Source organism: Nesterenkonia sp., from assembly GCF_029265375.1.
Classification (GTDB): domain Bacteria; phylum Actinomycetota; class Actinomycetes; order Actinomycetales; family Micrococcaceae; genus Nesterenkonia.
Genome location: NZ_JAJUJJ010000005.1, coordinates 105696 through 120628, shown reverse-complemented (window position 1 = coordinate 120628; position 14933 = coordinate 105696). Strand labels below are relative to the sequence as shown.

Below are 14933 nucleotides of genomic sequence, written 5' to 3'. Positions count from 1 at the left end.
GGCCGCCGGGGACAGCGACCTGGTGTCCTCCATCGAGGGCGTGATGGCCGACGCCGTCGTCGGCGGCACCAGCGATGCCGCCTCCGAAGCGATGGGCTTCACCCTGTTCCACTTCGGACTGCACACCTGGACCATCTTCACCCTGCCCGGCCTGGCGTTCGCCTACTTCATCTACAAGCGCAAGCTTCCCCCGCGCGTCTCCTCGATCTTCCAGCCCATCCTCGGGGACCGCATCCACGGCCCCATCGGCAAGGCCATCGATGTCTTCGCCATTGTGGGAACTATCTTCGGCGTGGCGGTCTCCATCGGCTTGGGCACGATGCAGATCCACGCCGGACTGGCCCAACTCTTCGGACTCTCAGACGCCGCCTGGGCCTTCCTGGTGATCATTGGGGTGGTGACACTGGTGGCCACCGTCTCAGCGGTGTTGGGTGTGGAACGCGGCATTAAGCGGCTGTCCAACTTCAACATCTGGACTGCGGTCGCCCTGCTGGTGTTCATCGTGATCACCGGCCCGACCGTCTACCTGCTGCGCGGAATGTTTGAGTGGACCGGCGTCTACCTGCACATGCTGCCGGAGATCGCCTGGTGGAACGACACTTTGGCCGACAGCGGCTGGCAGGAGTCCTGGACCATCTTCTACTGGGCCTGGACCATCGCTTGGGCGCCCTTCGTGGGCATCTTCATCGCTCGTATCTCCCGTGGCCGCACGGTGCGTCAGTTTGTCTCCGGCGTGCTGGGGCTGCCGACCGTGTTCACCATCATCTGGTTCGGCGTCTGGGGCACCGGCGTGTTCGATATTGAGCTCAACGGCGACGGCGGCCTGGTGGACTCGGTGATCGAGGCCGGTGTGGAGACGGCCCTGTTCACCTTCCTGGCTGAGTTCCCGCTGGCCACGCTCACCTCGTCCATCGCGATCATGCTGGTGGGCATCTTCTTCATCACCTCCATGGACTCCTGCGCCCTGGTGCTCGATGACATGTGCAACGGCTTCGAGGGCAAAGCGCCGCTGCACCAGCGAGCCTTCTGGACCATCGCCATCGGAGCCATCGCAGCAGTCCTGCTCACCGCCACCGGCGAGGGCGGGCTGGAGGCCCTGCAGAATGTGGCACTGATGTTCGGCCTGCCGTTCTTCATCCTCGGCTACTTCGTGATGTACAACCTCTCCCGGGCCATGCGCGAGGACGCCGGCGAGGTCGGTTTCCTGCGGACCCGGCGCTGGCTGCAGACCCTGCCCGAGGAGGAGTACAAGCGCCGCATGGAGGAGAACGACGACACGCTGGCCAACGCGGTGGTCGCTCCCGACTTCGCCGAGGGCACCCAGCCGGAGAACGCTCCGGAGGTGGAGCACGTCGAACAGCCCGAGGTGGTCACCGAATACCGGATCCGCACCGGCGAGCAGCCCGTGGTGGACCCGGCCGACCCCGACGTGCCCCCGCGGAACTGACCCGCCCCGGCTGCTGAAGCAGATGCGGACTGTGGTGCCCGCCCGGCGTGCCCGCCCGGCGGGCACCACTGCGTAGGATCTGCAGGTATGAGTGACGCAGTCAGTGTGGGCCTCACCGGCGGGATCGCCTCCGGCAAGTCCGCGGTCTCCCAGCGCATGGCCGAACACGGAGCAGTGATCATCGACGCCGATCTGATCGCCCGGCAGGTGGTGGAACCAGGGAGCCCGGGGCTGGAGGCGATCGTAGAGGCCTTCGGACCTGATGTTCTGGCCGAGGACGGCGCCCTGGACCGGGCCGCCCTGGGCCGACGGGTCTTTGACGACGACGACGCCCGCGAACTGCTCAACAGCATCGTGCACCCGCGGGTGCGCGCCGAGGCCGCCCGGCAGCGGGACGCGGCTGCGGCCGGAAGCATCGTGGTGGAGGACATCCCGCTGCTGGTCGAATCCGGGCAGCAGGACCGGTTCGACCTCGTGGTGGTGGTCCACGCTCCGGCGGAGGAGCGGATCCGGCGCATGGTGAACCAGCGCGGAATGAGCCGGGACGAAGCCCTGGCGCGGATCCGTGCCCAGGCCAGCGATGAGCAGCGGGCCGCGGCAGCCGACGTCGTCCTGGACAACTCAGGCACTCTGGAGCAGCTCTACGCCCAGGTCGATGAGCTGATGGTGAACCTCGCCCAGCGTGTCCGCACCCCCGAGTAGGCTGGGAGCCGGACCCGGTGACCACGGAAGGGAGCAGTCGTATGTCGCTTGCGCCGAAAATCTCGCGGACCGTGGCGCCCTTCAAAGTGGTCAGCCCCTATCAGCCCTCCGGCGACCAGCCCAAGGCCATTGAGGAGCTGGCCGAGCGGATCGAAGGCGGGGAGAAGGACGTGGTGCTCATGGGCGCCACGGGCACCGGGAAGTCCGCCACCGCCGCCTGGCTGATCGAAAAGGTGCAGCGCCCCACTCTGGTGATGGTGCAGAACAAGACGCTGGCCGCCCAGCTGGCCAATGAGTTCCGCGAGCTGCTGCCGCACAACGCGGTGGAGTACTTCGTCTCCTACTACGACTACTACCAGCCTGAGGCCTATGTGCCGCAGACCGACACCTTCATCGAGAAAGACTCCTCCATCAACGAGGAGGTCGAACGTCTCCGCCACTCGGCCACCAATGCGCTGCTGACCAGGCGTGACGTGGTGGTGGTCGCCACCGTCTCCTGCATCTACGGCCTGGGAACCCCGGAGGAGTACATCGCCCAGATGGTGCCGGTGCGCCGGGGTGAGACCGTGGACCGGGATGAGCTGCTGCGCCGATTCGTGGCCATGCAGTATGTGCGCAATGACACCGACTTCCACCGCGGCACCTTCCGGGTGCGCGGGGACACCGTGGAGATCATCCCGATGTATGAGGAGCTCGCGGTGCGCATCGAGTTCTTCGGCGATGAGATCGAAGCCATCCACACTCTGCATCCGCTCACCGGGACGGTGGTGCGCGAAGAGGAGGAGATGTACATCTTCCCCGCCAGCCACTATGTGGCCGGCGATGACCGGATGGCCAAAGCCATCACCGGGATCGAGGATGAGCTGCGCGAGCGGCTGGCCGAGCTGGAGTCGCAGAACAAGCTGCTGGAGGCCCAGCGGCTGCGCATGCGCACCACCTATGACCTGGAGATGATGCAGCAGATGGGCTTCTGCAACGGCATCGAGAACTACTCCCGGCACATCGACGGACGCGCCCCCGGCTCGGCCCCGCACTGCCTGCTGGACTACTTCCCGGACGACTTCCTGCTGATCGTCGACGAGTCGCATGTGACCATCCCGCAGATCGGCGGCATGTACGAAGGCGATATGTCGCGCAAACGCACCCTGGTGGAGCATGGCTTCCGGCTGCCCAGCGCCATGGACAACCGCCCCCTGAAATGGGACGAGTTCCTCGAACGCATCGGCCAGACCGTCTACCTCTCCGCGACCCCCGGCGACTACGAGCTCAGCCAGTCCGACGGCGTGGTGGAGCAGATCATCCGGCCCACCGGGCTGGTGGACCCGGAGATCGTGGTCAAACCCACCCAGGGGCAGATCGATGATCTGCTCGGCGAGATCCGCAGCCGCAGCGAGGTGGGGGAGCGGGTGCTGGTCACCACGCTGACCAAGCGCATGGCCGAAGACCTCACCGAGTACCTGCTGGAGCACGGGGTCAAGGTTGAGTATCTGCACAGCGACGTCGACACCCTCAAACGCATCGAGATCCTGCGCGAGCTGCGCAAGGGCACCTTCGAAGTGGTGGTCGGCATCAACCTGCTCCGTGAGGGCCTGGACCTGCCGGAAGTCTCCCTAGTGGCGATCCTGGACGCGGACAAGGAAGGCTTCCTGCGCTCAACCACCTCACTGATCCAGACCATCGGGCGCGCGGCCCGCAATGTGCGCGGCCAGGTCCACATGTACGCCGACCGCATCACCGACTCCATGCAGCGCGCCATCGATGAGACCAACCGGCGCCGCGCCAAGCAGCTGGCCTACAACGAGGAGCACGGCATCGACCCGACCCCGCTGGTGAAGCGGATCGCCGATATCACCGACCAGCTGGCTCGCGAAGACGCAGACACCGCCGACCTGCTGCAGGGGATGGGCGGGCTGGCCACCGGCTTCCAGTACGGCAAGGGCCACCGCGGACTCACCCAGTTCCAGAAGGGCGACGACGGCTCGGCAGCCGACGGCGAGCCGGCCGAGGAATCGCTGGCCGCGCAGACGCCGGCGGCAGATACGGCTGATCTCATCGAGCAGCTGACCCAGCAGATGCACCGGGCCGCCGAGGAGCTGAACTTCGAACTGGCAGCCCGGCTGCGTGATGAGCTGGCGGATCTGAAGAAGGAGTTGCGCGCCATCAAGGCGGCCGAGTAGCGGATCGGCCGTCCCGAACGCTCAGGACTCGGTGCGGCGCAGCAGCTCGCGCAGGATCGCGGCGCCGTCGTCGTGGATCCCGTCATGGTGGAATTGGTCGGTCTCGAAGACGGAGAGGCCCGCCACCCGCTCGGCAGTCTCCAGCGAGAGCTCACGGGAGACGAACACGTCATCGGTGTAGACCGCCGCCGCGGTGGGCACGGTATTGCGGCTGAGCTGATCCAGGTCGTAGAGCGCCGGCCAATCTTCGACAGCGGCGAGCTCCTCAGCTGTGGCATACAGCGGCTGCAGCGCCGGATCCAGCCGCACATGCTCGCGCAGAATCATCTCGCCCAGCAGCAGCGGCTGCTCCGCCTCAGGTGAGAACTCGCCGAACTGTGCCCGCACCCGCTCAGCGGCCCAGCCGGTGGCCCCGGTGCCGCCGGTGATCTCCGCCGGCTGGCCGTAGATGGATTCGTGCATCACCGCATACAGCGGGTGGGTGGCGAAGGAGATGCGCTGCTGAACCTCGGTGAGGAACGTGTCGCTGAGCGTGCCGCCGACGAACGCCTCCTCCAGCAGATAGTGCAGCGAATCGACCTTGGTATTGCCGCCCATGGCCAGGCCCAGCAGCTGCAGGCGTGCCACGGTCAGCGGTGAACCGTCCGGCAGAGAGACCTGGTGGCGGCGCAGGTGGTCGATGATCTGATCCAGCCGCTGCCGGTCCTCCGGGAAGCGGGCGAAGTACTCCGCATTGCGCGCAGCCATCCGCGGATACGTGTGCTCGTAGACCCGGTCGGCGCTGCCGGTCAGCGGCCCCAGGCCGCCGGTGATCAGGGCGCGGTCCAGCCGCTGGGGGGCGAAGGAGAGGTAGCTCAGCGTGCAGAACCCGCCGTAGCTCTGCCCGAACACGGTCCAGGAACTGATGCCCAGCTGCTCGCGCAGCGCCTCGGCATCGCGGATGATCGAATCGGCCCGGAAGCGCCGCAGATGCTGGGCTTGGTCGGCGGGGCCGCCCCGGGCGGCCAGAGTCTGCCGGTTCTGCGGCGCAGAGAGTCCAGTGCCGCGCTGATCCAGCATAATGATGCGGAAATCTCGGCCGAGCTCCGCCATCCAGCCCGAGAGCTTCGCCGGCCGGTTGCCCTTCCCGCCGGGGCCGCCCTGCAGAAACAGCAGGAACGGCAGGCCGGCCACGTGCGTCTCCCCGCGGGCGGCCGCCTCCGCGGAGATGAACTCGCGGGCGAAGACGGAGATGCTCTCTCCGGCCGGATCGTTCCAGTCCAGGGGGACGTGGACGCGATGGTCAAGGATCCGGGTACCGTCCAGCAGCAGGCGGGTATGCGTCGTCATAGTCCAAGACTCTCACGGCCGCGGCAGGAGCCGGATAAGCTGTCCGAGTGACTGAGCGCGGCTCACCCCTGACAACTCTGTTTCGTCGTTACCACCGGTGGGTTCCGGTGGTGGCCCTGCTGCTGGCCGGCCTCTCGGTGCTGATCGGCCAGTACGGGCACCGTCAGGTCACCAGCGAACCGGAGCACCCCATCAGCTTCGTGGTGGAGGACGGGCTGCCCTACGGCATCACTCAGGAGTCGGTCGAGGCCGCGGCACAGGGCCGGGCGCTGAGCCGGGAACCGTTCACCATGATGGTCGTGGAGCGGGAGCTCGAGTGGGACGAGTACCAGAACGGGCAGCTGCCCGACGGGGTGGACGTGATGCTCTCCGTGGGGCACGACCCCCAGGACGAGGATATTGTGCTCCCCGATGCCAGGCGGGTCTCCGTAGCCCATCTGGCGCAGCTCGACGACTGGATGCCGCACCACCAGGCCGCCAGCACCATCCGCGAGGTCTTCATCAACAACCGGACGATGGGGCACGGGCCGAGCGCCGTCGTCGGGGCAGGGCAGACCGCGGCCATGGTGGCCTTCGACGGCTCCGGCATCCGCTCGCCCGTCTTCTGGGGCGCCATGGCAGCGATCCCGCTGCTGACCGCCGTGCTGCTCACGCTGCTGTGGATCGCAGGCCTCGCAGCTGAGCGCCGCAGACGCCGCCGCTTCGCCCGGGCGCGGCTGCAGCTGGCCCGCACTGTGCTGGAGCTGGACACACTGGAGGTCGAGTTCCTCATCGCGGAGTCGCAGCTGCAGGCCGCACCATCCGATCGCGGCGCGGAGGCCGGCCGGGCCAGCAGCCGGCTGAAGCAGCAGTGGGAAGCAGTCAGAGCTGAGAGCCTGAGCCTGGCGCGGCAGGAGCAGGTGCTGCACCGAGAACTCATCGACCCCGACGCGCCGGTACGCACCCCCAGGGACGGCACGCTGGAACCTGTCGGTCTGGAGAGATTCGAAGAGCGGGTCGAGGCGCTGCGACGGCGGGCTGACGCGCTGATGCACGCCGCATCGGTGCAGGTGGGGTTCGCCGACTCCGGAACCGTGCTGGGGCAGTTGGCGCTTCCGCTCGTCCAAGCGGTGGAGGAGATCCTTCGCCACCGCGAGCTGCTCGACGAGCAGGCCTGCGACCGGCTGGAGGGACAGCGGACCCGGCTGCTGGCACTGGTGCAGGAAGGAGTCGAAGGCCTCGGGGCGGAGCCGGGCCCAGAGCGAGTCGCCGCCCAAGCGGACCTTCTGCGGCGCTGGCGGGCGGCTGAGAAGCGCATAGGCGGCACGCTGCGCCGGCTGGGCGACTCCCTTCAGCGGCGCATCGACAATACTGATCAGCTGCATCAGGCGGTGGAGCAGCGGATGCGGACCCGCCTCCGCGCGGTGACTGCCGGCGCCTCAGACACCCAGGCTGAGCTGCGCGCATCGCTGGGCCTAGGGCGGCCGGGGGACCGATCGGCCGAGTACTGCGCCGAACGGATGCTGGAGCTGCTGCAGCGCGCCGCAGCTCAGCAGACCACGGACGAGGACCCCAGCAACCGCCGCAGCCTCAGCAAAGTCTGGAACCGCTGGTTCACCCTCCGGCACGCCGGGGCAGTCGGTGCCGGGATCATCCTTCTCCCCATCCTGGTGGGACTGATCGCCGGCTGGGCAGCCTCGGCGCAGGGCCAGCACACCACAGTCTTCGGACGGACCCTCACCGGTGACCAGCCGCTGGCCGAGCTGAGGGTCTTCGGGGATCCTGGGCAGATCCCGGACTACGCCTTCCCGCCCACCTTGGAGGATCACCCCAGCAATCAGGAGACCGTCACCCTGGACTATGTGCGGGAGCGCATGGAGCGGGCCGCCGAGCGGGACGACGTCGCGCTGCTGCCCGACCGTCTGGAACTGACGGTGGTGCTGCTGCCCATCGAGGACTACATCGACTACCGGCAGGACCTCGAGCGTGAGAACGGCATCATGATCGACTACTGGGATCTGCTGGACGCCTATCAGCAGATTCGGCAGGAGGTCGCTGCGGAGTACCCGGAGGTCATCAACTCCGTCACCGGCGAGATTCAGCTGGGCCAGGCCATTCTGCCGGTGTGGCTTCTCGACGACGGCGGCTATGCAGTCGGACTGCCGCTGACCGGAGAGATCAGTGCCGGTCTGGACAGCCGACTGGGCGAATACTACTTCCTCGCCACTGAGCCGGTGGTGCGCAATGTGGACGATGAGAGTCCGAGCATACCGCTGGGCAGCCTGCTTGCCTACGACCTCACCGAGTTGGGCCGGACCATGGAGTACAACCACCAGGAGGCGGCGGCTGTGAGCCCCGAAGCGCTGTTCTGGGCGGTTGCCGTAGCAGGATGGACCGGCTCCCAGACGGTGCTGCTGGTCCTGGTGGCCGCCGTGCAGGCCATCGGGCAGTGGACCGGTGCGCGGTCTGCCCGGCGCCAGCTGGCTGCTGTGCGGGACCGGCTCAACGGATTGGCGATGGGGCTGGATCTTTCCCGGATTGACATGGTGGCAGTGCTCGGCGGCGAACGCGGCAGCCTCGGCGACGCCGCGGAAGCGGACCAGCGGCTCTATGAGGCCGCGCTGGTCACCGCGTGGCGCGAGGCGCAGCTGCTGGAGTCGCTGCCGCGCAGGCAGCAGCGCGGCCCCGAATGGGCTGCGCGGGTCGCCCATGTGGACCGGCTGGTTCAGACGCTGAGCGAACGGGAGGCTGATGTGGCTCAGCGTGCGCTGGAACTGGTGCGCAGCTGAGCGCAGCCCGGCCGCCCCCGTCCGGTCGGCCGGGGACCTACAGCTTCAGCTCTCCTACGTGGTAGACGGTCAGCACCGCCGCCTCGGCTTCATCCGAGGCGGCAAGGTCCACCCAGGCGTGGATGCCGACGTCGTGGTTGCCCTGGTCGTCGTCGAGCACCTGCACCGCGTGCCAGAACCCGTCCCGTCCCGCCGGCGAGCGGTCCAGCCGGAACAGCTGCGCGCTGCGGGCCTTCGCGTCTGTGTAGGCGTCGTCGTACTCGTCGAAGAACTCATCCATCGCCTCGCCCCAGCGCTCAGGCTCAGCCCATTCCGAGCTGGGGGAGTGGGCGGTCTCCAGTGCGGCCAGCTGCTCCTCCTTCTCCTGGGCGAACAGTTCGGCCCGGCGGAACATCGCATTGCGCACCACCACGGTGAAGGCCCGCTCATTGGAGGTGAACCCCGCCGGCGGGGCCGAGCCTGCCGGATCGCTGCGGGCCTCCAGCTCCGCCAGCTTCTGCGGATCCTCGGCCGCGGCCAGCCGCTCCCACTCCTCCAGCAGGGAAGAGTCAGTCTGGCGGATCACCTCACCCAGCCACTCGATGAGGTCCTCCAGCTCCTCATTCCGCCGGCTGTGCGGCACCGTCTGGCGCAGGGTCCGGTAGGCGTCGGTGAGGTAGCGCAGCAGCACGCCCTCGCTGCGCGCCAGGCCGTAGAAGTTCACTGCGTCCACGAACGTGAAGGCCCGCTCCACCATGTCCCGCACCACCGATTTGGGCTGCAGCTCGAAGTCGCCCACCCACGGTGCGGAGGACCGGTAGACCTCGAACTGCTGCTCGAGCAGCTCACCCAGCGGCTGAGGATGGGTGAGCTCGTCCAGAATCCGCATCCGCTCGGTGTAGTCCACGCCCTCGGCCTTCAGCTCGGCCAGCCGCTCCGACTTCAGCTTCTTCACCTGCGCGCCGGTGACCTGATACGGGGTCTCCAGGATGGCCTCCACCACGCTGAGCACATCCAGCGCGTAGGTCTCCGAGTCGGGGTCCAGAAGTTCCAGAGCGGCCACCGCGAAGGGCGCCAGGGGCTGGTTCAGGGCGAAGTCGTCCTGCAGGTCCAGGGTCAGATCCACGCTCCGGCCGTCTTCATCCGGCTCCTCGAGTCGCTCCAGCACTCCGGCGGCCAGCAGCTCCCGCAGGATCTCCAGGGCCCGGCGCTGCAGCTGAGCCTGCCGCGTCGGCGACTCGTCCGAGGAGGTGATCAGCCGCCGCATCGCCAGAATCGGGTCCTCCGGCCGGTGCAGCAGCTGCAGCACCATGGCGTAGGTGACGCGCATCCGGGAGAGCATCGGCTCCGGGGAGGCCTCCACCAGACGCTGGTAGGTCTTCTCGCTCCAGGAGACGAATCCCTCCGGGGGCTTCTTCTTCGGCGAAGACTTCATCGCCTGCGCCAGCTTCGCCTCATCGCCGGCATGCTTGGCAGCCAGTTTCCGCGCGGCCGCCTCATTCTCAATGACGTGCTCAGGGGCCTGCACCACCACTGCGCCCTCAGTGTCGAACCCGGCGCGCCCGGCCCGTCCGGCAATCTGATGGAACTCCCGTGCGTTGAGCTGACGCACCCGGGTGCCGTCATATTTGGACAGTCCGGTCAGCAGGACGGTGCGGATGGGCACATTGATGCCCACCCCCAGAGTGTCAGTGCCGGAGACCACCTTCAGCAGCCCGTCCTGGGCCAGCTGCTCCACCAGCCTGCGGTACTTCGGCAGCATTCCGGCGTGATGGACCCCGACGCCGGAGGCCAGCAGCCGCTTCAGCGTCTGACCGTAGCCCTTGGCGAACCGGAAGGTCTTCAGACGCTGGGCCAGCTGCTCACGCTCGGCCTTGGACAGCAGGTTCAGACTCATCAGCCCTGCGGCCCGCTCGGCAGCCTCCCGCTGGGAGAAGTGCACCACATACACCGGCGCCAGACCGGAGGCGGCCAGCTGCTCCAGCTTCTCCACCAGCGGGACGGTGGAGTACTCGTAGCTCAGCGGCACGGGCCGCTGGGCGGAGGAGACGACGACGACGTCGCGGCCGGTGCGCTCGGCCAGGCGCTTCTCGAACCGGCTGGTATCGCCCAGAGTGGCCGACATCAGCAGGAACTGCGCCGAGCTGACACCGCCCCCGGTGGGGGCCAGCTCAATCAGCGGCACCTGCCAGGCCCAGCCGCGCTCCGGTTCGGCGTAGAAGTGAAACTCGTCCATCACCACCGGCCCGACGTCGGCCTCCGGACCTTCGCGCAGCGCCTCATTGGCCAGGATCTCTGCGGTGCAGCAGATGATGGGGGCCGAGGCGTTGACCGCCGAGTCGCCGGTGACCATCCCGACCTTCTCGGGCCCGAAGACCTCCACCAGGGAGAAGAACTTTTCGCTGACCAGGGCCTTGATCGGTGCGGTGTAGACGCTGCGCTCACCACGGGCCAGGGCGAAGAAATGAGCAGCCAGTGCCACCAGGGACTTCCCGGACCCTGTGGGGGTAGCCATAATCACGTGATTGCCGGCGGCCAGCTCCATCACCGCGTCCTGCTGGGCGGGATAGAGCTGGATGCCGCGGGCGGCCGTCCACTCGGTGAAGACCTCTATCAGGTCCTCCGGCGCGGACGCGGCCCAGGATCCGGGGACCTCCAGACGCGGGGCAACGGTGGTCATCGCCTCCGGGCTCACCAGCCGCGCTCGCGCCACTCGGGAAGCTTGCTGCGCTCTTCGCCGAGAGTGGTGGGTGCTCCGTGGCCGGGGTGAATGATCGTGTCGTCGTCGTACGCATCGAAGATGCGGGAGGAGACGTCGTCGATCAGCTGCGTGAAGTCCTCCGCGCTCCAGGTCTTCCCCACGCCGCCGGGAAACAGGGAGTCCCCGGTGAAGATATGCGTGGGTCCGTCCTCCACCGGGTAGACGAAGGCCACCGAGCCGGGGGTGTGGCCGCGCAGGTGGATCACATCCAGCGCGATCCCGTCGTACTGCACCGTCTCACCGTGCTGCAGCCGCCGCGTGATCCGCACGCCCTTGTCCTTCTCGATGGCCTCGGCGTCGAACTCGCCGGCGGCCAGCTCCACTCCGGGGGTCTCCGCCAGCTGCGGAAGCGCCCGAATATGATCCCAGTGCTGATGAGTGGTCAGCACAGCCCGCAGGCCGGGGGAGCACGGAGTGTCACCGCTGGCTACGTCGATCATCGCCGTGATGGACTCCGGTTCGTCGGCGGCGTCGATGAGCACCTGGACCCCCGACTTCTTGGCGGTGAGCAGGTAGACGTTGTTGCTCATCTCACTGACGGAGATGCGCCGAACGGTCACAGCGGGCAGGTCGTAGATCAAGGAGCTTTCCGGGGCCATGCGCTCCAGTGTATGCGTGAGGACCCGCTGCTGTGCAGGGCGACGGCCACCGGCCGCCTCACCCCTCCTCCGTACAGGCGCGGGCGGACGCGGACCTGCAGTGTGAAATCGAACACTTGTTCGATCCCACTGTGGGCCTTAGACTTGTGCGCGTGCCTGAGCCGACTGCCCCTGTGATCGAGTCCGTGGACGACTATTACCGTGCCGGGACTGCCGGGAGCCCCTCGAGCAACGGAGCTCCCTCCGGTGTGCGCGCCGAGGCGGACCGGATCGTGGTGCAGGGGGCCCGCGAGCACAATCTGAAGAACGTAGCCGTGGAGCTTCCACGCAGCGCGTTCATCGTCTTCACCGGCCTCTCCGGGTCAGGGAAGTCCTCGCTGGCCTTCGACACTATCTTCGCCGAAGGTCAGCGCCGCTATGTGGAGTCGCTGTCCGCATACGCCCGGCAGTTCCTGGGGCGGGTGGACAAGCCGGACATCGACTTCATCGAGGGACTCTCCCCGGCAGTCTCCATCGACCAGAAGTCCACCTCCCGCAATCCGCGGTCCACCGTCGGCACCGTCACCGAGATCCACGACTATCTGCGTCTGCTCTGGGCGCGCATCGGGGTGCCGCACTGCCCGGAGTGCGGGGAGAAGATCGACCGGCAGACTCCGCAGCAGATCGTGGACCAAGTGATGTCCTTCCCGGAGAAGACTCGGTTCCAGGTGCTGGCGCCGGTGGTGCGCGAACGCAAAGGCGAGTTCAAGGACCTCTTCCGGGAGCTGGCCGGCGCCGGGTTCTCCCGCGCGCTGGTGGACGGCGAGCTCATCCAGCTCAATGATCCGCCCGCACTGGAGAAGCAGTACAAGCACACCATCGACGTGGTCATCGACCGGCTGGTCATCCGTGAGGGTATGCGCCAACGGCTCACCGACTCCATCGAGACCGCGCTGAAGCAGGCCGACGGGCGCGTGGTGATCGACCTGGTGGACCTGGACGAGGACGGCCGGCCCGCCGATCCCAGCCGCGTGCCCGAGGGGCTCACCGGACCGAAGCACCGCACCTTCTCGGAGAACCTGGCCTGCCCGAACGAGCATCCGCTGCCGATCGATGAGATCGAGCCGCGCACCTTCAGCTTCAACTCTCCCTTCGGCGCCTGCGACGTGTGCTCCGGCATCGGGTCCCGGCTGGAGGTGGACCCCGAGCTGGTGGTCCCCGACGACACGCTGACCCTGAACCAGGGCGCGATCGCGCCCTGGTCTGCCGGCACCGAGACGAAGAAGTACTGGCTGCGCCTGATGGCAGGGCTGGGCGACGAGCTGGACTTCGATCTGGACACCCCCTGGCAGAAGCTTCCGGCCAAGGTGCGCAAGGCGCTGCTGCACGGACGCAACTTCAAGGTCAAGGTCTCCTACCGCAACCGCTGGGGCCGCGAACGGCGCTACACCAGCGGTTTCGAGGGTGTGCTGTCCTATATTGAGCGCAAGCACGCAGAGGTGGAGTCGGACAACGCCCGGGACCGCTACGAGCAGTACATGCGGCAGATCCCCTGCCCGGCCTGCGACGGGCAGCGGCTGAACCCCGCCGTGCTCTCCGTGCTGGTCAACGGAAAGTCGATCGCCGAGGTCGCGCGGCTCTCCCTGGAGGACTGCGCGGAGTTCTTCCACTCCCTGCAGCTGTCAGCCCGCGATGCGAAGATCGCCGACCAGGTGCTCAAAGAGATCCACGCCCGCCTGCAGTTCCTGCTCGACGTCGGGCTGAACTACCTCACGCTGGAGCGCGCCGCCGGCACCCTCTCCGGCGGGGAGGCCCAGCGCATCCGCCTGGCCACCCAGATCGGCTCTGGGCTGGTCGGAGTCCTCTACGTGCTCGATGAGCCCAGCATCGGGCTGCACCAGCGGGACAACACACGGCTGATCCAGACCCTGACCCGCCTGCGGGATCTGGGGAATACGCTCATCGTGGTCGAACACGATGAGGACACCATCGCCGAGGCCGACTGGGTCGTGGACATCGGTCCCGGGGCAGGGGAGCGCGGAGGCTCGATCGTGCATTCCGGCTCGGTGGAGGGCCTGCGCGCCAACGAATCCTCCATCACCGGTGACTATCTGGCCGGCCGGCGGAGCATCGCCGTGCCCGCGCAGCGCCGCCCTGTGGACCCGCAGCGCTGCCTGCGGGTCGTCGAAGCCCAGGAGAACAACCTGGACAACGTCAGCGTGGACATCCCGCTGGGCGTATTCCTGGCGGTGACCGGAGTCTCCGGTTCCGGGAAGTCCACCCTGATCAATGAGATCCTCTCCAAGGCCCTGGCCAACCGGCTGAACAATGCGCGTCAGGTGCCGGGGCGCCACCGCCGCATCGACGGGGTGGAGGAGCACCTGGACAAGATCATCCAGGTGGACCAGAGCCCCATCGGGCGCACTCCGCGCTCGAACCCGGCCACCTATACCGGGGTCTTCGACCACATCCGCAAGCTCTTCGCCTCCACCAATGAGGCCAAGGCCCGCGGCTACCAGCCCGGCCGGTTCAGCTTCAACATCAAAGGCGGACGCTGCGAAGCCTGCACCGGCGACGGCACGCTGAAGATCGAGATGAACTTCCTGCCCGATGTCTACGTCCCCTGCGAGGTGTGCCAGGGAGCCCGCTACAACCGCGAGACCCTGGAGATCCTCTACAAGGGCAAGAACATCGCTGAAGTCCTGGACATGCCGATCGAGGAGGCCGCGGAGTTCTTCGCCGCATTCGCCCCCATCGCCCGGCACCTGAACACCCTGGTCGACGTCGGGCTGGGCTATGTGCGGCTGGGTCAGTCAGCGACCACGCTCTCCGGGGGAGAGGCGCAGCGGGTGAAGCTGGCCTCCGAGCTGCAGAAGCGCTCCAACGGACGGTCCATCTATGTGCTGGACGAGCCGACCACCGGCCTGCACTTTGAGGATATCCGCAAGCTGCTGGGCGTGCTGCAGGGCTTGGTGGACAAGGGCAACACGGTGGTGACCATTGAGCACAACCTCGATGTCATCAAGTCCGCCGACTGGATCCTGGACCTCGGCCCGGAGGGCGGCTCCGGAGGCGGGCGCATCATCGCCGAGGGAACCCCCGAGCAGGTCGCCGCAGAGCATCGGGAGAGCGGATCCCACACCGGCCGGTTCCTTCACGCGTTGCTAAACTCCCCCACGTGACCAGCGCATC

Annotated in this window: 8 protein-coding genes; 5 read left to right on the top strand and 3 right to left on the bottom strand. The window is 67.5% G+C overall.

Annotated elements, in window-relative coordinates:
• The 3 genes from Q1K09_RS03640 to uvrB form a co-directional block, all read left to right on the top strand.
• Window positions 1-1447 (top strand): BCCT family transporter (locus Q1K09_RS03640; protein WP_300343314.1); only part of this gene is annotated, 1447 nt, incomplete at its 5' end.
• A gap of 87 nt (window positions 1448-1534) precedes the next feature.
• Window positions 1535-2149 carry a dephospho-CoA kinase gene (coaE, locus tag Q1K09_RS03635; RefSeq protein WP_300343312.1) on the top strand — a complete coding sequence of 205 codons (615 nt, stop codon included), beginning with the start codon at window positions 1535-1537 and terminating at the stop codon, window positions 2147-2149.
• Between the two features lie 41 nt (window positions 2150-2190).
• Entirely contained in the window at window positions 2191-4326 is a 2136-nt protein-coding gene (gene uvrB / locus Q1K09_RS03630) for an excinuclease ABC subunit UvrB (RefSeq protein WP_300343310.1), read from the top strand.
• Window positions 4327-4347: 21 nt separating this feature from the next.
• Here the strand turns inward: uvrB and Q1K09_RS03625 are convergent, their stop codons facing one another.
• The gene (locus tag Q1K09_RS03625) at window positions 4348-5655 is read right to left on the bottom strand and encodes an alpha/beta fold hydrolase (protein WP_300343308.1); all 1308 of its coding nucleotides are present in this window, start codon (window positions 5653-5655) and stop codon (window positions 4348-4350) included.
• Between the two features lie 47 nt (window positions 5656-5702).
• Between Q1K09_RS03625 and Q1K09_RS03620 the strand changes: the two genes are divergently transcribed.
• Window positions 5703-8423, top strand: a complete 2721-nt coding sequence (locus Q1K09_RS03620; protein WP_300343306.1) for a hypothetical protein — start codon at window positions 5703-5705, stop codon at window positions 8421-8423.
• 37 nt (window positions 8424-8460) lie between these two features.
• Here the strand turns inward: Q1K09_RS03620 and Q1K09_RS03615 are convergent, their stop codons facing one another.
• Together Q1K09_RS03615 and Q1K09_RS03610 are read right to left on the bottom strand one after the other, a co-directional pair.
• Window positions 8461-11082 (bottom strand): RNA helicase, encoded by a 2622-nt coding sequence (locus Q1K09_RS03615; protein ID WP_300343304.1) that lies wholly within the window; start codon window positions 11080-11082, stop codon window positions 8461-8463.
• An 11-nt stretch (window positions 11083-11093) separates the two neighbouring features.
• Window positions 11094-11762, bottom strand: coding sequence for an MBL fold metallo-hydrolase (locus tag Q1K09_RS03610; protein WP_300343303.1), 669 nt, complete (start codon window positions 11760-11762; stop codon window positions 11094-11096).
• 248 nt (window positions 11763-12010) lie between these two features.
• Here Q1K09_RS03610 and uvrA point away from each other — a divergent pair, with 248 nt between their 5' ends.
• Window positions 12011-14923: an excinuclease ABC subunit UvrA gene (uvrA, locus tag Q1K09_RS03605; RefSeq protein ID WP_300343328.1), complete on the top strand. Its 2913-nt coding sequence runs from the start codon at window positions 12011-12013 to the stop codon at window positions 14921-14923.
• Window positions 14924-14933: the final 10 nt, after the last annotated feature.

Bases quoted from the DNA above. Each gene is read 5' to 3' on its own strand.
- Q1K09_RS03610 (WP_300343303.1), bottom strand. From the start codon at position 11,762: ATGGCCCCGGAAAGCTCCTTGATCTACGACCTGCCCGCTGTGACCGTT.
- coaE (WP_300343312.1), top strand. From the start codon at position 1,535: ATGAGTGACGCAGTCAGTGTGGGCCTCACCGGCGGGATCGCCTCCGGC.
- Q1K09_RS03625 (WP_300343308.1), bottom strand. From the start codon at position 5,655: ATGACGACGCATACCCGCCTGCTGCTGGACGGTACCCGGATCCTTGAC.
- uvrB (WP_300343310.1), top strand. From the start codon at position 2,191: ATGTCGCTTGCGCCGAAAATCTCGCGGACCGTGGCGCCCTTCAAAGTG.
- Q1K09_RS03615 (WP_300343304.1), bottom strand. From the start codon at position 11,082: ATGACCACCGTTGCCCCGCGTCTGGAGGTCCCCGGATCCTGGGCCGCG.